Source organism: Streptomyces sp. NPDC001822 (assembly GCF_042892135.1).
In the GTDB taxonomy this organism is placed as follows: domain Bacteria; phylum Actinomycetota; class Actinomycetes; order Streptomycetales; family Streptomycetaceae; genus Streptomyces.
The window spans coordinates 39334-59413 of the sequence record NZ_JBIATW010000023.1; the positions used below are offsets into that span (position 1 = coordinate 39334).

Sequence of the window (20080 nt, forward strand, 5' to 3'; positions counted from 1 at the left end):
CATGTCCGACGACCTCTTCACCCTCGGCTCCGCCTCCTTCACCTCGCGGCTGATCATGGGGACGGGCGGGGCGCCCAGCCTCGACGTGCTGGAGCGCTCACTGACGGCCTCCGGCACCGAGCTCACCACCGTGGCGATGCGCCGGCTCGACCCGACCGTGCGGGGTTCGGTGCTCTCGGTCCTGGAGCGCCTGTCGGTGCGGGTCCTGCCGAACACCGCCGGCTGCTTCACCGCCGGCGAGGCCGTACTGACCGCGCGGCTGGCCCGGGAGGCGCTCGGCACCGACTGGATCAAGCTGGAGGTCGTGGCGGACGAGCGGACCCTGCTGCCCGACCCGGTCGAGCTGCTGGACGCCGCGGAGACCCTGGTCGACGACGGCTTCACGGTCCTGCCCTACACGAACGACGATCCGGTGCTGGCCCGGAAGCTGGAGGACGTGGGGTGCGCGGCGGTCATGCCGCTCGGCTCCCCCATCGGCTCGGGCCTCGGCATCCGCAACCCGCACAACTTCCAGCTGATCGCCGAGCAGGCCGGGGTCCCTGTGATCCTGGACGCCGGGGCCGGGACCGCCTCGGACGCGGCGCTGGCGATGGAGCTGGGGTGCGCCGCTGTGATGCTCGCCTCGGCGGTGACCCGGGCCCAGGAGCCGGAGCTGATGGCGGCGGCGATGCGGCACGCGGTGGAGGGCGGTCGCCTGGCGTACCGGGCGGGACGCATCCCCCGCCGCCATTTCGCCGAGGCCTCGTCGCCCGCGGAGGGCAGGGCGGTGCTGGATCCGGAGCGCCCGGCGTTCTGACCGCGGGCACCGCCGGCGGCGTCCCGGTCACGGCACGTGCATACGCCTGTCACGGCTCGGCACCGGAACGGCCCCGGGGGTCCTCGGGCCCGCCCGTCGTGTCCGTCGCAGCTCGTAGACTCGCCCCGTGGACACGACCCTCCAGGACCCCCTCGTCGGGCAGCTGCTCGACGGCCGGTACCGCATCGACGCGCGTATCGCCGTCGGCGGCATGGCCACGGTCTACCGGGCCGTGGACACCCGGCTCGACCGCGTGCTCGCCCTCAAGGTGATGCACCCGGCGCTGGCGGCCGACGCCGCATTCGTCGAGCGCTTCATCCGCGAGGCGAAGTCCGTCGCCCTGCTCGCGCACCCCAACGTGGTGGCCGTCTTCGACCAGGGCGCCCAGGGCGCGTACGTCTACCTGGCCATGGAGTACGTCGCCGGGTGCACCCTGCGCGACGTGCTCCGCGAGCGGGGCGCCCTGCAGCCCCGGGCCGCACTGGACATCCTGGAGCCGGTCCTGGCCGCGCTGGGCGCCGCGCACCGCGCGGGCTTCGTGCACCGGGACATGAAGCCGGAGAACGTCCTGATAGGCGACGACGGCCGGGTCAAGGTGGCGGACTTCGGGCTCGTGCGCGCGGTCGGCACCGCCACGGACACCACCGGCTCCCTGCTGGGCACGGTCTCCTACCTCGCCCCCGAGCAGATCGAGCAGGGCACAGCCGACACCCGGTCCGACGTGTACGCCTGCGGTGTGGTGCTCTACGAGATGCTGACCGGCGGCAAGCCCCACTCCGGGGACACCGCGGCCCAGGTCATCTACCAGCACCTCAGCGAGGACGTCCCGGCTCCGTCCGCGGTCGTCCCCGGCCTCGCCCCCGGGCTGGACCGGCTGGTGGCGGCCGCCACCGCGCGCAGCCCCGAGCTGCGCCCGCACGACGCCGTGGCGATGCTCGCGGAGTCCCGCGCGGAGCGGAGCGCGCTCACCGAGGAGCAGCTGGACGCGGTCCCCCCGCAGGCCATCGCGGAGGCGCGCGACGGCGCCGACGACCGTACGAGCGTGATCCCGCGGGTGATCCCCGCGGACCAGGGCACCGCACACCACACCAGCCGGCTGGAGATGCCGCCGCCGCTGCCCCCGGAGCGGACGGGCCGGCGTGTCCGCCTCGCCGGGGGCGGCCGGCGCGGCGCGGTCGCCGCGCTCGTCGCCGTGCTGCTGGTCCTGGGTGCCGGCGCCGGTGTCTGGTACATCAACTCGGGGCAGTTCACCCGGGTCCCCTCCCTCCTCGGGCAGACCCAGAGCGCGGCGGAGCGGCGGCTCTCGGACGAGGGCCTGGACGTGAGGGGAGTCGAGCGCGCCTACAGCGACACGGTGGAGCGCGGCACGGTGATCAGCAGCGATCCCGCGTCGGGTGAGCGGATCCGGGGCAACGACGCGGTGGGGCTGGTGATCTCGCGCGGCCCGGAGATCGTGGAGGTTCCCGACGTCGAGGGCCTCGCGCTCGCCGACGCGCGGCGTGAGCTGAAGAAGGCGGGGCTCGCGCCCGGCATGGTGACCCGTGAGTTCAGTGAGGACATCGGCCGGGGCGAGGTGATCCGCACGGACCCGGAGACCGGTGCCGGGCGCCACCCCGACTCCGCGGTCGCCCTGGTCGTCAGCAAGGGGAGCCCGGTCGACGTACCCGATCTGACGGGGCTCGGTGTCGACGAGGCGAAGGCCGTGCTGGCAGAGGCGGGGCTGAAGGCCGAGGTGCTGCCCCGGAGGGTCGACTCCCCCGAGGAACAGGGCGGGATCGCCCGGCAGTCGCCCGGGAGCGGCACCGAGGCCGCGGAGGGCGACACCGTCGAGCTCACCGTCTCCAAGGGTCCGCGGATGATCGACGTCCCCGACGTCACGGGCAAGGACGTCGACGAGGCCAGGAGCACACTGGAGGAGGCGGGCTTCGAGGTCGAGGTCGACCGCCCGTTCCTCTCGTTCAGCGACACCGTCGCCCGTCAGTCGACCGAGGGCGGGGAGCAGGCCCCCGAGGGCTCCACCATCACCATCAGGACCAAGGGCCTGTAGAACCGCGAAGGACCGGCAGCACATGCGCAACCCGATAGGCGGCCACGTCCCCGTGGCCGGCGGACTGTCCAAGGTGGGCCTCGCCTACGCCCGCGAGCTGGCGGCCGAGACCGTACAGGTCTTCGTCGCCAATCCGCGCGGCTGGGCGACTCCGCCCGGCAGTCCCGCGCAGGACGACCTGTTCCGCGCGCAGTGCGAAGCGGAGTCGGTCCCCGCCTACGTCCACGCCCCGTATCTGATCAACTTCGGTTCGCACACCGAGGCCACCGTCGAGCGGTCCGTCGTGTCCCTGCGGCACTCGCTGCGGCGGGCCAGGGAGATCGGCGCACGGGGCGTGGTGGTGCACACCGGGTCGGCGACCGGCGGACGCCCCCGCGCCGACGCCCTCGCCCAGGTCCGTACGCACATGCTTCCGCTGCTGGACGAACTGACCCACGACGACGACCCGTTCCTGCTGCTGGAGTCGACCGCCGGGCAGGGCTTCTCGCTGTGCTCGCGCACCTGGGACTTCGGTCCGTACTTCGAGGCCCTGGACTCCCACCCGAAGCTCGGCGTCTGCCTGGACACGTGCCACATCTACGCGGCGGGGCACGACCTGACCGGGCCGTCCGGCATGCGGCAGACCCTGGACCTGCTGGTGGACACGGTCGGCGCGGGGCGGCTGAAGCTGATCCACGCCAACGACTCCAAGGACGTGGTGGGCGCCCACAAGGACCGCCACGAGAACATCGGATCCGGGCACATCGGCGCCGAGCCGTTCCGTGAGCTGTTCTCCCACCCGGCGACCGAGGGCGTACCGCTGATCATCGAGACGCCGGGCGGCAGGGAGGGGCACGCCGCGGACGTCGCGCGGCTGAAGGAACTCCGGAGTCCGGCGGGCGCGCGGGTCTGCGGGGAGGCTCAGAGTTCGGGGCCGTCCCCGGGCTCCTCCTGGTAGGAGTAGCGCTGCTCGCTCCAGGGGTCGCCGATGTTGTGGTAACCGCGCTCCTCCCAGAATCCCCGGCGGTCGGCCGTCATGTACTCGATGCCCCGGACCCATTTGGGGCCCTTCCAGGCGTACAGGTGCGGCACCACCAGCCGCAGCGGGAAACCGTGTTCGGCGGTGAGCAGGTCGCCGTCCTTATGCGTGGCGAAGAGCGTCCGGTCCGACGTGAAGTCCGCCAGCCGCAGATTCGAGCTGAATCCGTATTCGGCCCAGACCATCACATGCGAGACATGGGGGGCGGGCGGTGCGAGTCGCACGATCTCGCGCGCGAGGATTCCGCCCCATTCGGCTCCGAGCATGCTGAATTTCGTCACGCAGTGGAGGTCCGCCTCGACCGACGAGAATGGCAGCGCCGAGAATTCCCGGTGATTCCAGCAGTGCTTGTCGCCGTCGGCGGTCGCCCCGAAGACCCGGAACTCCCAACGGTCGGGCTTGAACTTCGGCACGGGCCCGTAATGGGTGACCGGCCAGCCGCGCTGCAGCCTCTGCCCCGGTGGAAGCCCGGCCTGCTCTGCTGTGCCGCGTTCCCGGCTTTCCGGCTGACCCATGCCTCCATGGTGACAGACAGGCAGGGGTGGTCATGACCAGGGGAGAGTTGATCAGGGGCAACTCGCACTAAGCGTGCACTTACTGGACGGTCGCAGGGCGCGGTGCGAGGATGCGCCCAAAGATGCCTGGTTCACCGGTTGGAAGGAGCCTCTGCGATGCAGGGCGACCCCGAGGTCCTCGAGTTCCTGAACGAACAGCTGACCGCCGAATTGACGGCCATCAATCAGTACTTCCTGCACGCCAAGATGCAGGAGAACTTCGGGTGGACGAAGCTCGCGAAGTACACGCGGTCGGAATCGTTCGACGAGATGAAGCACGCCGAGATCCTCACCGACCGGATCCTCTTCCTCGACGGCCTGCCCAACTATCAGCGGCTCTTCCACGTGCGGGTCGGCCAGACGGTCACCGAGATGTTCCAGGCCGACCGCCAGGTCGAGGTGGAGGCGATCGACCGTCTCAGGCGCGGTATCGAGATCATGCGGGCCAAGGGCGACATCACCTCGGCGAACATCTTCGAGTCCATCCTCGAGGACGAGGAGCACCACATCGACTACCTGGACACCCAGCTCGAACTGGTCGAGAAGCTCGGCGAGCCGCTCTACATCGCCCAGCTGATCGAGCAGCCGGAGAGCTGACCGGCCGCGGCCAGGGGGTACCGCTTCACGGGGTCCGGTTCAGGCGGCGTCGGAGAGTGTGACGTCGGCCGTGGTGCCGAAGACGACGGGTTCACCGGCCGTGGCGCCCGCGGGAGCCGTGCGCCCTTCGGCGAGGTCACGGCGGGGGCAGTCACCCCGGCCCAGCAGGGCCTGGATCCTGCGGACGCAACCGCCGCAGTCCGTGCCGGCCTTGCAGGCGGAGGCGATCTGGCGGGGGGTGCAGGCTCCGCCCTCCGCATGCTTCCTGACCTGCTCCTCGGTGATGCCGAAGCACGAGCAGACGTACATGCGGTTCACCTCCCGAGGGGTCGTCGATCACTGCGCCGCCCCGATTCCCGGTGAGGCTAACCTAACCTTACCCGCCACCCCTCGGACGCAAAAGCCCGGGTACGACCGTGGGGCACGGATCACATCGATCCGTGCCCCACCGACGTCACCGGGAGTGATTCCTACTGGTCGCGGTACATCTCGGCGACGAGGAAGGCCAGGTCCAGGGACTGGCTGCGGTTGAGGCGCGGGTCGCAGGCCGTCTCGTAGCGCTGGTGCAGGTCGTCCACGAAGATCTCGTGGCCGCCGCCGACGCACTCGGTGACGTCGTCACCGGTGAGCTCGACGTGGATGCCGCCGGGGTGCGTCCCGAGCTGCTTGTGCACCTCGAAGAAGCCCTTGACCTCGTCCAGGACGTCGTCGAAGCGGCGCGTCTTGTGGCCGGACGCGGCCTCGAAGGTGTTGCCGTGCATCGGGTCGGTCACCCAGGCCACGATGGCGCCCGAGGCGGTGACCTTCTCGACCAGCTCGGGCAGCTTGTCGCGGACCTTGCCGGCGCCCATGCGGACGATGAAGGTCAGCCTGCCGGGCTCACGCTCGGGGTCCAGGCGGTCGACGTAGGCGAGCGCCTCGTCGACCGTGGTCGTCGGGCCCAGCTTGATCCCGATGGGGTTGCGGACCTTCGAGGCGAACTCGATGTGCGCGCCGTCCATCTGGCGGGTGCGCTCACCGATCCAGACCATGTGGCCGGAGGTGTCGTACAGGTGACCGGTCCGCGAGTCGGTGCGGGTCAGCGACGACTCGTAGTCCAGCAGCAGGGCCTCGTGCGAGGCGTAGAACTCGACGGCCTTGAACTCGGCCGGGTCGGTGCCGCACGCCTTCATGAAGTTCAGCGCGTTGTCGATCTCGCGGGCCAGGGCCTCGTAACGCTGGCCGGACGGCGAGGACTTGACGAAGTCCTGGTTCCAGGCGTGCACCTGGCGCAGGTCGGCGTACCCACCGGTCGTGAAGGCGCGGACCAGGTTCAGGGTGGAAGCGGACGCGTGGTACATCTGCTTCAGCCGCTGGGGGTCCGGGATGCGGGCGGCCTCGGTGAAGTCGAAGCCGTTGACCGAGTCGCCGCGGTAGGTCGGCAGCGTCACGCCGTCGCGGGTCTCGGTCGGCTTGGAGCGCGGCTTGGAGTACTGGCCGGCGATCCGGCCGATCTTCACGACCGGCACGGAGGCCGCGTAGGTCAGGACCGCGCTCATCTGGAGCAGGGTCTTCAGCTTCGCCCTGATGTCCTCGGCGGACACGCCGTCGAAGGCCTCGGCGCAGTCACCGCCCTGCAGCAGGAACGCCTCGCCCTTGGCGACGGCTCCCAGGCGGGCACGCAGCTGGTCGCACTCGCCGGCGAAGACGAGCGGCGGATACGACTCGAGGTCCGCGATCACTTCGCGCAGAGCCTCGGCATCGGGGTACTCGGGCTGCTGCGCCGCGGGAAGGTCTCGCCAGGTGTGGCCACCGGCGACGGAGGTATTGGCGTTCACGGTCACCTCCACAACACTACGGGGTCCGGGAGCCGGTCCAGCCGACCCGCTCACCAAATGAGACGTGCGCTCGTTTGTCCACCTCATCCGATATGGTTCGTGGCATGTTCGCGCAGACGACCCAGAACTGGTGGTGGACCGCTCCTCCGGCGGCCCGCTGATCATCGCGCGTACTGACTTCGCGAAGGCCGCCCCGAGGGGCGGCCTTCTGTGCTCTCCGGAGCCGTGAGCCGTTCCTCCTCCGGAAGGAACGCCCATGCCCCACCGCTCCCCCGCCCTCCGTGACCTCCTGCGGGACGACTCCCCGCCGTTCGCGCTGCTGCGCAGGCGCACGCCCGGGCGGGACCACGACACCGTGGAGATCCTGACCGGCGCGGTGCACGAGGTGGACCGCCTCGCCGACCTTCCGGTGGGTGAGCTGCCCTCGCTCGCCCTGGTCCCCTTCCGGCAGATCGCCGAGCGCGGATTCGACGTCCGCGACGACGGCACCCCGCTGGCCGTGCTGGTCGCCGACGCGGTGTACGAGCTGCCGCTGGACGAGGTCCTCGCGCAGCTGCCCGGCCACGGCGTACGCGTCGAGGGCGGTGGCTTCGACGTCCCCGACGACGCGTACGAGGACATCGTCCGGCGGGTCGTCGAGGACGAGATCGGGCAGGGCGAGGGCGCGAACTTCGTCGTCCGGCGGACCTTCGGCGGTGAGATCCCCGGCTTCGGGCGGGCGGACGCGCTGGCGTTGTTCCGGCGGCTGCTGGAGGGCGAGCGCGGGGCGTACTGGACGTTCGTCGTGCACACGGGGAACGAGGGGCGGCCGGGGCTGCGCTGCCGGACGCTGGTCGGCGCCAGCCCGGAGGTGCACGTGCGGATGTCCGGCGGCACGGTGGTGATGAACCCGATCAGCGGAACCTACCGCTACCCGGACGGGGGACCGACCCCCGAGAGCCTGCTCGCCTTCCTCGGCGACCGCAAGGAGACCGAGGAGCTCTCGATGGTGGTCGACGAGGAGCTCAAGATGATGTGCACCGTCGGCGACATGGGCGGGGTGGTGGTCGGGCCGCGGCTCAAGGAGATGGCCCACCTCGCCCACACCGAGTACGAGCTGCGCGGGCGCTCCTCCCTGGACGTCCGGGAGGTCCTGCGGGAGACCATGTTCGCGGCGACGGTCACGGGCTCGCCCGTCCAGAACGCCTGCCGGGTCATCGAGCGGTACGAACCAGGGGGCCGCGGGTACTACGCGGGCGCCCTGGCCCTGCTGGGACGGGAGCCGGGGGGCGCGCAGACCCTCGACTCGCCGATCCTGATCCGCACGGCGGACATCTCGGAGACCGGCCGGCTGAGCGTGCCGGTGGGCGCGACGCTCGTCCGCCACTCGGATCCGGCGGCGGAGGTCGCCGAGACCCGCGCGAAGGCGGCGGGGGTGCTCGCGGCCCTGGGAGCCGGACCCGCCCGGCCCGAGGCGGAGGCGGACCGCCCCCGGCTGGCCTCCGACCCCCGGGTCCGGGCCGCGCTGGACGGGCGGCGCGGCGGGCTCGCCCCGTTCTGGCTCCGGATGCAGGAGCGGACGGCCGAGCTGTCCGGCCACGCCCTGGTGGTGGACGGCGAGGACACCTTCACGGCGATGCTCGCGCACCTGCTGCGCTCATCGGGACTCACCGTGTCGGTGCGCCGCTTCGACGAGCCCGGGCTGCGCGCGGCCGTGCGGGCGCACGAGGGGCCGGTCGTGCTGGGGCCCGGCCCCGGCGACCCCGGGGACACGGCCGACCCCAGAATGCGGCTGCTCAGGGAGCTGGCCGCCGGCCTCGTGCGGGACCACCGGCACGGGCTGCTGGGCGTCTGCCTCGGGCACGAGCTGATCGCGGCGGAGTTCGGCCTGGAGATCGTGCGCAAGCGCGTGCCCCACCAGGGCGCTCAGACCAGGATCGAACTGTTCGGCAGGCCCGAGACCGTCGGCTTCTACAACAGCTTCACCGCGCGCTGCGACGGGGCCGCCGAGGCGGAGCTGGGCGCCCACGGCATCGAGGTGAGCCGGGACGCGGCCACCGGTGAACTGCACGCGCTGCGGGGCAGGGGCTTCGCGTCGGTGCAGTTCCACCCGGAGTCGGTGCTCACCCTGCGCGGCTCGTCGATCGTGACCGAGCTGCTGGCGGCGCTGCCGGTGCCCGGCTGAGGGATCGGGCCGCGCCCGGACCGGGCGTCCGGGCACGGCCTACCTCGCGGGCACCAGGAAGTTCTCGCTGCCGCGGCCCGCGAGGTAGTCGGCGACGTTGCGCACGGTGGCCTCGATGATCTGGCCCACGGCGTCGCTCGTGTAGTAGGCCTGGTGCGAGGTCACGATGACGTTCGGGAAGGTGACGAGCCGGGCGAGGGTGTCGTCGTCGATCCCCTCCAGGGACTTGTCGACGTAGAAGAGCCCCGCCTCGGCCTCGTACACGTCGAGCCCCACGCCGGTGAAGCGGCCCGCCCGGAGCTCGGTGACGAGCGCGCGGGTGTCGACCAGTCCTCCGCGGCTGGAGTTGACCAGGATCGCGTCGTCCTTCATGGCCGCCAGGGCCGGGGCGCCGATGAGGTGGTGCGTGGCGGGGAGCAGCGGCACGTGGAGGCTGATCAGGTCGGCCTCGGCGAGCAGCCGCTCCTTGTCGACGTAGGTCATGCCGAGCGCGGTGCAGGCGGGGTTCTCCTCGACGTCCCAGCCCAGCAGGTTCATGCCGAACCCGTGGGCGATCCGGGTGAACGCCTCCCCGATCTTCCCGGTCCCGACCACGCCGGCGGTGCGTCCGTGCATGTCCCGGCCGAGGAGTCCGTCGAGCCTGAAGTCGAAGTCCCGGGTGCGGCCGACCGCGCGGACGATGCGGCGGTTGACTGCCATGGCGAGCGCCCACGCGAACTCGGCGACCGAGTGGGGGGAATAGTGCGAGACGCGGGCCACCCGCAGGGAGAGCCGCTCGGCGACCTCCAGATCGATGTTGTTGAAGCCGGTGGACCGCTGGGCGATCATGCGTGTGCCTCCGGCGGCGAGCGTCCGCAGGACGGCGCCGCTGAGGTCGGCGTTGACGCTCGTGGAGACGACCTCGTGGCCGGCCGCGATCGGGGCGGTGTCCTCGGTGAGGAAGACGTCGAGGCAGCGGACGTCGTGCTGCCCGGCGAAGGCCGCCTCGATGAGCGGCTTCTCGTCGGACTGGACACCGAAGGCCAGGATCTCCACGACGTCTCCCGGGTGGGCTGGGGCCAGGTCCCCGCGAATATACGGCGCCCGGCCCCGGCTCGCCGCCGGAGCGGAGGGCCGGGCGCGGGCGGCTCGCCCCTCAGCCGAAGAAGACGCCCGCCTCCGCGTAGAGGGCCGGGTCGACCGTCTTGAGACGGGCCGTGGCGTCCGCGATCGGCACCCGCACGATGTCCGTGCCCCGCAGGGCGACCATGACGCCGAAGGCGCCGTCGTGCACCGCGTCGACGGCGTGGAGCCCGAAGCGCGTGGCGAGCCAGCGGTCGAAGGAGCTCGGGGTGCCGCCGCGCTGGACGTGGCCGAGGACGGTGGTCCTGGCCTCCTTGCCGGTGCGGCGCTCGATCTCCTTGGCGAGCCACTCGCCGACGCCGGAGAGCCGTACGTGCCCGAAGGAGTCGTGGGTGTCGTCCTTGAGGACCATCCGTCCGTGTGCGGGCGCCGCCCCCTCGGCGACCACCACGATCGGCGCGTAGCTGGCCCTGAAGCGCGAGTCGACCCATGCGCAGACCTGGTCGATGTCGAAGCGCTGCTCGGGGATGAGGATGACGTTGGCGCCGCCCGCCAGCCCGGAGTGGAGGGCGATCCAGCCGGCGTGCCGGCCCATGACCTCGACGACGAGGACGCGCATGTGGGATTCGGCGGTGGTGTGGAGGCGGTCGATGGCCTCGGTGGCGATGCCGACGGCCGTGTCGAAACCGAAGGTGTAGTCGGTGGCCGAGAGGTCGTTGTCGATGGTCTTGGGTACGCCGACGCACTTGACGCCGTACTCGCCGGAGAGCCTCGCCGCGACGCCCAGGGTGTCCTCGCCGCCGATGGTGATCAGGGCGTCGACCTCGTGCTTGTCGAGGTTCTCCCTGATCCGGCGCACACCCTGCCCGGCGTGCTCGGCGTCGAACGGGTTCGTCCGCGAGGAGCCGATGATGGTGCCGCCGCGCGGGAGGATGCCCCGCACCGCGGGCACGGACAGCGGGACGGTCCTGCCTTCCAGCGGTCCGCGCCAGCCGTCCCGGAAGCCGATGAAGTCGTAGTCGTACTCCTGCACGCCCTTGCGGACGATGGCGCGGATGACCGCGTTGAGGCCGGGGCAGTCGCCGCCCCCGGTCAGTACTCCGACCCGCATGGAAGCATCCCTTCGCCGAAGTGAGCCCATTACGGACCACGCTAAGGGTGACCCAGGTCACTTCGGGATGGGTGGGACGGTCAATTCCTCGGCATCACGGGGTTGTTGTCGTACTCACACGTCGTCGAGGCCGGACTCGATCGCGTAGCGCACGAGTTCCACCCGGTTGTGCAGCTGGAGTTTGCCCAGGGTGTTCTGGACGTGGTTCTGCACCGTGCGGTGGGAGATGACCAGGCGTTCGGCGATCTGCTTGTACGAGAGCCCTTTGGCGACCAGCCGCAGGACCTCGGTCTCGCGGTCGGTGAGCTGGGGGATCTTCGGGGCGTCGGCCGCGGCGGGAGCGGGGTCGGAGGCGAGCCTGCGGTATTCGCCGAGGACCAGTCCGGCGAGGCCCGGCGTGAACACCGGGTCTCCCGCTGCGGTGGCCCGCACGGCGTCGGTCAGCTCCTGGGTGCTGGCCGACTTGAGCAGGTAGCCGGTGGCCCCGGACTTCACCGCCTCCAGCACGTCGGCGTGCTCGCCGCTGGCGGACAGCACCAGGACGCGCAGCCCCGGGCGGGAGCCCACGAGCTCCTTGCAGACCTGGGCGCCGGGCATCCCCGGCAGGTTCAGGTCGAGCACCAGGACGTCGGGGTTCGCGGCCCCGGCCCGGCGCACGGCGCTCGGCCCGTCGCCGGCGGTCGCGACCACGTCGAAACCGGACTCGGTCAGATCGCGGGCGACGGCGTCGCGCCACATCGGATGGTCGTCGACGACCATCACCTTGATGGGCCGCTCGCCGGACGCCTTCGTGTCGGTCGTGCTCATCGGGCCGATCCTGCCTTCCCCCGAGAGATCTTCGGAACCTTCAACTCGACCTCGGTGCCCTGGCCGGGTACCGAGATCAGCTCTGCTGTGCCGCCCAGGTCGCGCAGCCGCCCGCGGATGGAGAGGGCGACACCGAGCCGCCCCTCCCCCTCGGCCTGGTCGAGCCGGCCCTCCGGGATGCCGGGGCCGTCGTCCCGCACCGTGACGATCACCTCGTCCGGCTCGTCCTCGACCAGGATCCAGGCCCGGGCGCCGGGGCCCGCGTGGACCCTGACGTTGTCCAGCGCGGCGCTCACGGCGGCGGCGAGTTCGCGGGCCGCCACGACCGGGAGCAGCACCGGGGCGCCGGGCTCCGCGAAGGTGACCCGGGAACCCGCGTGCGCGGCGAGGAGCGCGCGCAGGTCGCCGTCGGCCGCCTCCGGCTCCGCGTCGTGGTCCGCGTCCACCCGCCGGACCACCGCGCCCTCGGCGCTGTCCTCGGAGACCCGGGTCGTGGGCACCAGCCCGCTGGAGACGAGCGTCCGCAGGGCGACCTCCTGCTCCCCCGCCATCCGGCCGAGCTCCGCAGCCTCTCCGCCCAGAGCCGTACCTCGGCGCTGGACCATGGCCAGGACCTGGAGGACGCTGTCGTGGATGTCGCGGGCGAGGCGCTCCCGCTCCCGGGTCGCGGCCTCGATCTCCAGGGCGCGGGCGAGGGTCCGCTCGCTGGCGCGGGCGACCTCGACGACGTATCCGATGGCGATCGAGGCGACCCACACCAGCAGCACGTTGTGGAACGTGTCCTCGCTGGGCTCGCCGCGTTCGACGATGTTGGCGGCGGCGACGAGGGTGGACGCGAAGGCCGCCCACCGCCAGCCGCCCTTGAGGGCGAAGGCGAGGACCGAGCCGGCGGTCCAGATCGAGGGAAGCGTCGGGCCGTCCATGTGCTGGGCGTCGGCGTCGGCCAGCGGGGTCAGGAGGATGCCGGTCAGCGCGACGACCAGGTCCAGGCCGAGGAAGCGCTTGGTGCAGCTCGCCGCGTTGGCCACCCTGGGGAGGGTGACGGCGGTCCAGAGGGCGAGGAACGCCAGGAAGGCGACGGCGACCCAGGGGCGCTCGTACTTCTCCCGGCCGAAGCCCGCGAGGAGCGCGGCGTAGACCAGCGTCAGCACGCGGTACGCGGTCAGCGCCCGCCACAGCGGCTGCTCGACCGACATCCGTACGACCCGTTCACGCCCCGCCATGTCCCCCGTGCCCCCTCACCCGGTTCCCCGCCCCGTCATGCTCCCCGCTCCGGCCGGCCGGCGGGCGCCCGCCGGCCGGACCGTCATCCGTTCTTCTTCTTCGACTCCTCGGCCGTCAGCCGCTTCTCCTCGGCGATCTGCCGCTTCGCCGCGGTCGCGTAGATGTCGACGTACTCCTGGCCCGACAGCCTCATGATCTCGTACATGACCTCGTCGGTCACCGACCGGAGGATGAAGCGGTCGCCGTCCATGCCCTGGTAGCGGGTGAAGTCGAGGGGTTCGCCGATCCTGATGCCGGGGCGCATGAGCCTGGGCACGACCTGGCCGGGCGGCTGGATCTTCTCCGTGTCGATCATCGCGACGGGGATGACGGGCGCACCAGTGGCGAGCGCCACCCTGGCGAGACCGCCCGGCTTGCCGCGGTAGAGGCGTCCGTCGGGCGACCGGGTGCCCTCCGGGTAGATACCGAAGAGGCCGCCGCTCTCGATGACCTGGATGCCCGCCCTGATCGCGGCCTCGCCGGCGCCGCGTCCGCCCGAGCGGTCCACGGGGAGCTGTCCCACGCCCTTGAAGAAGGCGGCGGTGAGCTTGCCCTTCACCCCGGGCGCGGTGAAGTACTCGGCCTTCGCGATGAAGGTCACCTTGCGGTCGAGCACGGCGGGCAGGAAGAAGGAGTCGGAGAACGACAGGTGGTTGCTCGCGAGGATCGCCGGCCCGTGCGCGGGGATGTTCTCGAGGCCCTCCACCCACGGCCTGAAACCGAGTTTCAGAGATCCGCCGATGGCGAACTTCATTGCTCCGTAGATCAACTCGTGTGCCTCCTGTGTGCCGTCGGGAGACCTTAACCCGTGGGGCCGCCGCGGCCCCCGCCCGGAAGGAGCGGCGCACCTCACAGCCGCCCCCGGGATCTTTCGTCCGGATCGGGCACGCGGGCGCGGCATGATCCGGACGAGAGGCCCCGGGCGGCCCGGTGCCCGGGACGGTCGCTCGCCCGGTGACGGCCCTGGTCGGTGTCGGTCCGGTCGCGTACGGTGAAGTAATCCTTTCGCACACCCCACCCCCCGCACCCCGCCCCGCTTCACGAACAGGAGACCCCGGTGCCGGTCCTCCCTGGAGCCGAGCCGTTCCGCCACGAGGGCGGAGAGGTCGGCGTCCTCCTCTGTCACGGATTCACGGGCTCGCCGCAGTCACTCCGCCCCTGGGCGGACCATCTGGCCGAGCGCGGACTGACCGTGTCGCTCCCCCTGCTGCCGGGCCACGGCACGCGCTGGGAGGACATGGCGGTCACGGGCTGGCAGGACTGGTATGCCGAGGTCGACCGGGAGCTGCGGGCCCTGCGGGAGCGGTGCGAGCACGTCTTCGTCTTCGGCCTGTCCATGGGCGGCGCCCTGGCGCTGCGCCTCGCGGCGAAGCACGGCGACGGCATCGCCGGCCTGGTGCTGGTGAACCCGGCGAACAAGGTGCACGGCCTGTCGGCGTACGCCCTGCCGGTCGCCCGGCACCTGGTGCGCACGACGAGGGGGCTGGCCGGCGACATCGCCCTGGAGGGCGCCGAGGAGGTCGGCTACGACCGGGTGCCGCTGCACGCCGCCCACTCGGTGCGGGCGTTCTTCCGGCTGGTCGACGCCGATCTGCCCCAGGTCACCCAGCCGCTGGTGCTGCTGCACAGTCCGCAGGACCACGTCGTGCCGCCCGCGGACTCCGCCCGGATCCTGAGCAGGGTGTCGTCGAGGGACGTCGAGGAGATCCTGCTGGAACAGAGCTACCACGTGGCGACGTTGGACCACGATGCGGAGCGGATCTTCGACGAGAGCTACCGGTTCATCGGCCGCCTCGCATCCGTCGCAGGCGAGAAGGGAAGCACGTCCGGTGGCTGAGCACGACGCGGAGCGCGCGGGAAGTGACGAGGAGCGCGAACCGCGCCCCTCGGAGGGGACCGCCGTCCCCGAGGGCACGGAGGAGGTCCGGCCCCTCGACGAGGCCGCGGCCTGGGAGGCGATCGTCGCGGGTTACGGCGAGGAGCCGCCGGACCCGCCGGGGGCCAAGCCCTTCAAGTCGGTCGAGGACCTGGCCCTGCTGGACGGGGACCAGCTGAACGTCCTGGACGGCGGGTCCGAGACGGGCGACGACGCCGACAAGGGTTCCGGCGGGAAGGCCGCGGCAGGTCCCTCGGAGAAGAAGCCGCTCGGCGGGTCGATCGTCTTCGCCCCGGGTGTCGCGGGACCGCGTGACTACGAGGTGGCGGAGCCGCCGGAGGGTGACGCCGACGACGGGGAGGGGCACTTCGTCCCTCCGGAGCCGCCGCCCCTGCCCGAGGCGGACGTGACGGCGAAGTTCGCCTGGCTCGCGGTCGTCGGCGGCCCGGTCCTGCTGCTGCTCGCGGTGCTGATGCAGTGGGAGATGACGTGGTGGCTGACCACGCTCTGCATCGGCGGGTTCCTGGGCGGCTTCGCCACCCTGGTGGCGCGCATGCCGCACGACGACGAGGAGGACGACGACCCGGGACGCGGCGCGGTGGTCTGACGCGCCGCCGGCGCACCCGGCGGCTGGACCGGGTGCCTCTTCCCGGCTCCGGGCTCAGCCGCCCGCGGGCACTCTGAGGGCGGCCAGCACGGGCAGGTGGTCCGTGGCCGCCCGCAGGTCCGCGGCGGTGACACCGGGGAGGTCCGCGGGGACACCGCAGCCCAGCACCTCGATGCCGCCGGTCGCGAACACCGCGTCGATCCGCTTGCGCGGGGCGTCGGGCGGAAAGGTGAGCTCGTCGCCCCACGGCCGTACGGCCCGGCAGTCCTGGAGCCGCCCGGCCAGCCGACGGAACGCCTTCCCCTCCGGTACGTCGTTGAGGTCACCCGCCACGATCGCGTGCGGGACCCCCATCGCGTCGATCCGGTCCAGCACCATGCCCGCCTGGGCGTGCCTCTCGTCGCTCCGCAGGCTCAGATGACAGCTCACGACACCGAGCCTGGCTCCGGCGACGCGCACCACCGCGGTGGCCAGCCCGCGCCGGTGCTGCCCGGGCGTGAGCGGCAGCAGGACGTCCTCGGTGCGCTCCACGGTGGCGCGCAGGGAACAGAACAGCATCGGTCCGGCCGCGGTGGCCCCGCCGCCGAGGATCACCAGGTCCGTCATGGCCGCGAGCCGGGCGGCGGCCTTGCGCCAGCGGAAGAAGCGCGGCGCCTCCTGGACGCACACCAGGTCCGGAGCGCAGGCGCGGATGACGCGGGCCAGGGCCTCGGTGTCGTCGCGCAGGGAGCGGACGTTGTAGCTGAGCACCCGGACGACGGCCGAACCGTCCGGCTCGGTACGGGAGTCGGGCAGGGACGTGGGCATCGTGACCATGGGAGGCACCCTACGACGGACGCCCGCCGCTCCCCGGGGGGCGCGACGGGCGTCGGACGTGCCGTGGCGGGCGGTCAGCCCTGGCGTGCCAGGTCGGCCGCGCCCACCAGGCCTGCCTTGCCGCCCAGTTGGGCCGCGAGGACCTGCGCGTGCGGGCGCCATTCGCCGCCGATCAGCCAGCGCCGGAACGACTTGCGGATCGGGTCGAGGACGAGCTCGCCCTCGTCCGAGACGCCCCCGCCGACGATGAACGCCGACGGGTCGAACAGCGAGGCGAGGTCCGCCAGTCCGGCTCCGGCCCAGCGTGCCAGCTCACGGAACGAGTCGACGGCCACCGGACAGCCCTGCCGGGCGGCCTCGCTGATGTGCTTGCCCTCGATGCCCTCGACGGAACCGTCGCCGAGACCCAGCAGGATCTGGGCGTTCTCCGGGGTCGCGTTGGCGCGCTGCTTCGCGTAGCGCACGAGGGCCCGCCCGGAGGCGTACTGCTCCCAGCAGCCCTGGCTGCCGCAGCCGCAGAGCAGTCCGTCCGGGACGACCCGGATGTGACCGAATTCCGCCGCCACGCCGAAGCGTCCCCGGCGCAGCTTGTTGCCGATGATGATGCCGCCGCCCAGGCCGGTGCCGAGCGTGATGCAGATGACGTCGTCGTGCCCCTGGCCGGCGCCGAAGCGGTATTCGCCCCAGGCCGCCGCGTTGGCGTCGTTCTCGACGACGACGGGCAGGCCGACGCGCTGCTCGACCTTGTCCTTGAGCGGCTCGTGGCGCCAGTTGATGTTCGGAGCGAACAGCACGGTGGCGCGCTTGTCGTCGACGTATCCGGCCGCGCCGATGCCGACGGCCTCGACGTCGTGCCCCTCGCTCGCCCCGGACACCGCTGCGCTGATCGCGTCCACGATGCCCTCGGCCGTCGGGGGGGTCGATACCTTGAACGTCGAGAGGATCCGGCCCTCTTCGTCGACCACTCCAGCCGCGATCTTCGTGCCGCCGATATCGACGCCGATGGTGAGTCCCATGAATCCCTCAGTTTCGGTCGAGCCCCGCTACGGCCAACCGTACCCGAGCCGGGGACGGGTATTTCCTGTTCAGGGTCAGACCGACCGGCACATGGGGGGTGGAAGAAGGAGCGGGGGTGGGTGCGTGCAGCTGCAAGGCGGAGGATTGAGGCATGGCGGAGCCCTGGTGATTGACGACAACGCCGCAGATGTGCATGCCCACCCCCGCGACGCCGCCCCCCATGTGCCGGTCGGTCTCAGTCGAGGTCGATCTGTTCGCTGCCGCCGGTGCCCTCGTCGCGCGGGTCGGACGGGTCCTCGGACGCCTTCTTCGCCGGACCGGGGGTGTTCCCCGTGCCGCCCCGCGTCCCGCCGGCGCCTTCGGTGCCCTTGGTCCAGCGGGCCTCCTGGCCCTCGACGGCGGAGCGGTAGGCGGCCATGAGTTCGCTCCCGGCCGCGGCGAGGTGGTCGAAGAGCTCCGGGTTGCGCTCGATGACCGGCTCGACGGCGGACTTGGCCTGCCGGATCACCTGCTGGACGGTGCCCTGGGCGGCCATTCCGAGCAGCGGCGACTGGAGCGAGGAGACCTTGTCGGCCACCGCGTCCATCAGCTTGCGGAGCTCCTCGGCGGCGGAACCGGGCTGCTGTCCGTACTGTGCCCGGCGACGGGCCTTCTCCGCTTCGAAGTCCTCGGCGCAGGCCTCCGCCCACGCGTCGTCGTCGACGGGACGATCGGTGGCTTCACTCATGGCGGACTCCTGCGACGCGGTTGCTTCGTGACCGTGGGGCCACGTACTACCGACGGTACCCGAACGGTGGTATTCCGTTCATCGTGTACGCGGCCAGAGCGCGGGGTCGGGTGTGAACCGGACACGCAGGACGCCGTCGGTCAGGGCCGCCCCCGAGACGGTGCAGCGGCGCAGCGCGGACTCCAGACCGACGATCCGGTGGAACGGGCCCGCGGTGAGGAGGAGTTCGTCGCCGCGGCGGACGAGCCGGAGGTCCTGCTTGACGGCTCCGGGCAGCGGCAGGCACCAGGAGATGACCCCGTCGTCGCCGCGCTCCGTCCACCAGGGGTCCCCGGCGTGTCCCGGTGTCCGCTCGTCCGGCGCGCAGGTCCCGGCGAGGACGGCCAGGTCGTCGGCGGTGCGCGGCTCGTGACCGAGGTGGGCGGTCTCCCGCACGGGCGTCGCGGGCGCCCACTCCTGCTGCCAGTGGTCCAGGCACTTCTCCTGGAGCGCGGCGAGATCGGCGAACCAGGGGTCGCTGGAGTGGCGGGGCAGGACCCGCGTGGCCACGAGCGCGTCGACGCGCAGGCCGTGCAGCGCGAGCCCGGTACGGGCGGTGCGCAGGGCCTCCGCGGCGGCCGGCCCGGGCTCGGCGACCAGGCGCACCGTGGTCGCCCGGTCCTCGAACAGGGCCTGCACGGAGGCCAGTTCGGCGTCCTTGCGGGCGGCGGCCTCGTACAGCCACTGGGCGGGCATGGGCACCCCGGCGAGCTGGGCCAGCACCGGGCGCAGGGCGCGGGCGGCCTGGCGTTCGCGGGGCAGCAGACGCCGCAGGTAGCGGCGGAGCTCCCCGGGCAGGGCGAGCAGGGCGAGGGCCTCGGTCAGCGGGGGCAGGTCGACGACGAGTACGTCGTAGCCGCGCCCTGCCCAGTCGCCCTCGGTGACGCGGCGCAGGGTGTGCAGGAGGGCGAGCTGCGCGCTGCCCGGCAGCTCGGTGAGCTCCTCGCCGTCGAGCCGGTTGGCGCCCAGCAGGTCGAGGACGCCCGACGCGCGCTCCTGGATGTCGAGGAGCTCGGCGCGGAAGTGCGCGGCCGAGTCGACGCGGACGCAGTCGAGCCCGTCGGCGGCCTCGGTGGGCCCGGCGCCCGCGGGCAGGGCGGGCACGGCGTCGGCGGACACGAGGAGCGTGCGACGGCCGTCGCGGGCCGAGGCCAGCGCCGTCGCCGCGGCGACGGTGGTACGGCCTGCGCCGCCGGGGCCGGTGACGAGGACCGTACGCACCCGGTCAGGCCTTGGAGACGGACTCGACGCGCTTCTTGAGCCCGGCGAGGGCGCGGTCGATGATGACCTTCTCGGCCTTGCGCTTGATCATGCCGAGGAGCGGGATCTTGACGTCGACGGCGAGCCGGTAGGTGACCTCGGTGCGGTCGCCGTCGCCGAGGGGCGCCAGCGCGTAGCTGCCGTCGAGCGCGCGCAGCATCTGGGACTTGACCAGGGTCCAGCCGACCTCGTACTCGCTGTTCCAGGTGTAGGCGAGGACGTGGTCGTCCTTGATCGCTCCGGCGTCGAGGACGAGCCGGACCTGTTCGGCGCGGCCCTGGTCGTCTGCGGCCAGGATCTCGGCCTCCTTGACCTCTCCGGTCCATTCCGGATAGCGGTCGAAGTCGGCGATCACTCCCATGACGTCGGCCGGTGCCGCCTCGATCGTGATGCTCGAGCTGGTGTGTTCAGCCATCGCCGTGGCCCTCCAGTGCGGTGTACCGGTCGCGTTCGGCAGAGGCCTGCCGTGTGCAGGCTATCGCGTGCGCACGGGCGCTCCGTC

At 72.2% G+C, this 20080-nt stretch carries 21 protein-coding genes; 8 read left to right on the forward strand and 13 right to left on the reverse strand.

All coding sequences use genetic code 11. From position 1 onward, the window contains the following. Nucleotide 1: 1 nt before the first annotated feature. The 3 genes from ACFYY2_RS33305 to ACFYY2_RS33315 all read left to right on the forward strand — a co-directional run bounded on the left by ACFYY2_RS33305 (nucleotide 2) and on the right by ACFYY2_RS33315 (nucleotide 3780). The gene (locus ACFYY2_RS33305) at nucleotides 2–796 is read left to right on the forward strand and encodes a thiazole synthase (protein ID WP_388750084.1); all 795 of its coding nucleotides are present in this window, start codon (nucleotides 2–4) and stop codon (nucleotides 794–796) included. A 127-nt stretch (nucleotides 797–923) separates the two neighbouring features. Then, complete coding sequence (gene pknB / locus ACFYY2_RS33310; protein ID WP_388750086.1) at nucleotides 924–2843, forward strand: Stk1 family PASTA domain-containing Ser/Thr kinase; 1920 nt, start codon at nucleotides 924–926, stop codon at nucleotides 2841–2843. A gap of 22 nt (nucleotides 2844–2865) precedes the next feature. Further along, nucleotides 2866–3780, forward strand: a complete 915-nt coding sequence (locus ACFYY2_RS33315) for a deoxyribonuclease IV (RefSeq protein ID WP_388750089.1) — start codon at nucleotides 2866–2868, stop codon at nucleotides 3778–3780. Here the strand turns inward: ACFYY2_RS33315 and ACFYY2_RS33320 are convergent. After that, the gene (locus tag ACFYY2_RS33320; protein ID WP_388750092.1) at nucleotides 3744–4376 is read right to left on the reverse strand and encodes a sulfite oxidase-like oxidoreductase; all 633 of its coding nucleotides are present in this window, start codon (nucleotides 4374–4376) and stop codon (nucleotides 3744–3746) included. The two genes, ACFYY2_RS33315 and ACFYY2_RS33320, sit on opposite strands and share 37 nt — an antisense overlap. Nucleotides 4377–4532: 156 nt before the next feature. Between ACFYY2_RS33320 and bfr the strand changes: the two genes are divergently transcribed. After that, nucleotides 4533–5012 carry a bacterioferritin gene (bfr, locus tag ACFYY2_RS33325; protein ID WP_329036554.1) on the forward strand — a complete coding sequence of 160 codons (480 nt, stop codon included), beginning with the start codon at nucleotides 4533–4535 and terminating at the stop codon, nucleotides 5010–5012. A 39-nt stretch (nucleotides 5013–5051) separates the two neighbouring features. Here the strand turns inward: bfr and ACFYY2_RS33330 are convergent, their stop codons facing one another. Continuing rightward, nucleotides 5052–5321 (reverse strand): bacterioferritin-associated ferredoxin, encoded by a 270-nt coding sequence (locus ACFYY2_RS33330; protein ID WP_388750095.1) that lies wholly within the window; start codon nucleotides 5319–5321, stop codon nucleotides 5052–5054. A gap of 161 nt (nucleotides 5322–5482) precedes the next feature. Then, nucleotides 5483–6829, reverse strand: a complete 1347-nt coding sequence (locus ACFYY2_RS33335; RefSeq protein ID WP_388750098.1) for a class II 3-deoxy-7-phosphoheptulonate synthase — start codon at nucleotides 6827–6829, stop codon at nucleotides 5483–5485. A 104-nt stretch (nucleotides 6830–6933) separates the two neighbouring features. On the opposite strand from ACFYY2_RS33335, the gene ACFYY2_RS33340 reads away from it, so the two are divergent. Both ACFYY2_RS33340 and ACFYY2_RS33345 read left to right on the forward strand, forming a co-directional pair. After that, nucleotides 6934–6990: a trp operon leader peptide gene (locus tag ACFYY2_RS33340; protein ID WP_361655543.1), complete on the forward strand. Its 57-nt coding sequence runs from the start codon at nucleotides 6934–6936 to the stop codon at nucleotides 6988–6990. A gap of 95 nt (nucleotides 6991–7085) precedes the next feature. Next, complete coding sequence (locus ACFYY2_RS33345) at nucleotides 7086–8993, forward strand: anthranilate synthase family protein (RefSeq protein WP_388750101.1); 1908 nt, start codon at nucleotides 7086–7088, stop codon at nucleotides 8991–8993. A 39-nt stretch (nucleotides 8994–9032) separates the two neighbouring features. Here ACFYY2_RS33345 and ACFYY2_RS33350 read toward each other — a convergent pair whose 3' ends face one another. The 5 genes from ACFYY2_RS33350 to ACFYY2_RS33370 all read right to left on the reverse strand — a co-directional run bounded on the left by ACFYY2_RS33350 (nucleotide 9033) and on the right by ACFYY2_RS33370 (nucleotide 14005). After that, complete coding sequence (locus ACFYY2_RS33350; protein ID WP_388750104.1) at nucleotides 9033–10028, reverse strand: 2-hydroxyacid dehydrogenase; 996 nt, start codon at nucleotides 10026–10028, stop codon at nucleotides 9033–9035. A gap of 100 nt (nucleotides 10029–10128) precedes the next feature. Then, nucleotides 10129–11166 carry a 6-phosphofructokinase gene (locus ACFYY2_RS33355; protein WP_388750106.1) on the reverse strand — a complete coding sequence of 346 codons (1038 nt, stop codon included), beginning with the start codon at nucleotides 11164–11166 and terminating at the stop codon, nucleotides 10129–10131. Nucleotides 11167–11280: 114 nt separating this feature from the next. Then, nucleotides 11281–11973, reverse strand: coding sequence for a response regulator (locus ACFYY2_RS33360; RefSeq protein ID WP_388750109.1), 693 nt, complete (start codon nucleotides 11971–11973; stop codon nucleotides 11281–11283). Continuing rightward, on the reverse strand, nucleotides 11970–13196 hold the full coding sequence (gene macS / locus ACFYY2_RS33365; RefSeq protein WP_388750112.1) for a MacS family sensor histidine kinase: 1227 nt from the start codon (nucleotides 13194–13196) through the stop codon (nucleotides 11970–11972). The genes ACFYY2_RS33360 and macS overlap by 4 nt, the downstream gene beginning before the upstream one ends. 83 nt (nucleotides 13197–13279) lie before the next feature. Next, a complete protein-coding gene (locus tag ACFYY2_RS33370) occupies nucleotides 13280–14005 on the reverse strand; it encodes a lysophospholipid acyltransferase family protein (RefSeq protein WP_388750116.1) in 726 nt (241 codons plus the stop codon). Between the two features lie 288 nt (nucleotides 14006–14293). Between ACFYY2_RS33370 and ACFYY2_RS33375 the strand changes: the two genes are divergently transcribed. Next, a complete protein-coding gene (locus tag ACFYY2_RS33375; protein WP_388750118.1) occupies nucleotides 14294–15073 on the forward strand; it encodes an alpha/beta hydrolase in 780 nt (259 codons plus the stop codon). After that, nucleotides 15066–15719 carry a hypothetical protein gene (locus ACFYY2_RS33380; protein WP_388750120.1) on the forward strand — a complete coding sequence of 218 codons (654 nt, stop codon included), beginning with the start codon at nucleotides 15066–15068 and terminating at the stop codon, nucleotides 15717–15719. The genes ACFYY2_RS33375 and ACFYY2_RS33380 overlap by 8 nt, the downstream gene beginning before the upstream one ends. Nucleotides 15720–15773: 54 nt before the next feature. Here the strand turns inward: ACFYY2_RS33380 and ACFYY2_RS33385 are convergent, their stop codons facing one another. The 5 genes from ACFYY2_RS33385 to ACFYY2_RS33405 all read right to left on the reverse strand — a co-directional run bounded on the left by ACFYY2_RS33385 (nucleotide 15774) and on the right by ACFYY2_RS33405 (nucleotide 19993). Then, complete coding sequence (locus ACFYY2_RS33385; RefSeq protein ID WP_388750123.1) at nucleotides 15774–16535, reverse strand: endonuclease/exonuclease/phosphatase family protein; 762 nt, start codon at nucleotides 16533–16535, stop codon at nucleotides 15774–15776. A 74-nt stretch (nucleotides 16536–16609) separates the two neighbouring features. After that, the gene (locus tag ACFYY2_RS33390; protein ID WP_329036577.1) at nucleotides 16610–17551 is read right to left on the reverse strand and encodes an ROK family glucokinase; all 942 of its coding nucleotides are present in this window, start codon (nucleotides 17549–17551) and stop codon (nucleotides 16610–16612) included. A gap of 236 nt (nucleotides 17552–17787) precedes the next feature. Then, the gene (locus ACFYY2_RS33395) at nucleotides 17788–18279 is read right to left on the reverse strand and encodes a DUF5304 domain-containing protein (RefSeq protein ID WP_388750126.1); all 492 of its coding nucleotides are present in this window, start codon (nucleotides 18277–18279) and stop codon (nucleotides 17788–17790) included. A 78-nt stretch (nucleotides 18280–18357) separates the two neighbouring features. Beyond that, nucleotides 18358–19539 carry an ArsA family ATPase gene (locus tag ACFYY2_RS33400; RefSeq protein ID WP_388750129.1) on the reverse strand — a complete coding sequence of 394 codons (1182 nt, stop codon included), beginning with the start codon at nucleotides 19537–19539 and terminating at the stop codon, nucleotides 18358–18360. Between the two features lie 4 nt (nucleotides 19540–19543). Further along, nucleotides 19544–19993 (reverse strand): SRPBCC family protein, encoded by a 450-nt coding sequence (locus tag ACFYY2_RS33405; protein ID WP_329036583.1) that lies wholly within the window; start codon nucleotides 19991–19993, stop codon nucleotides 19544–19546. Between the last annotated feature and the right edge of the window lie 87 nt (nucleotides 19994–20080).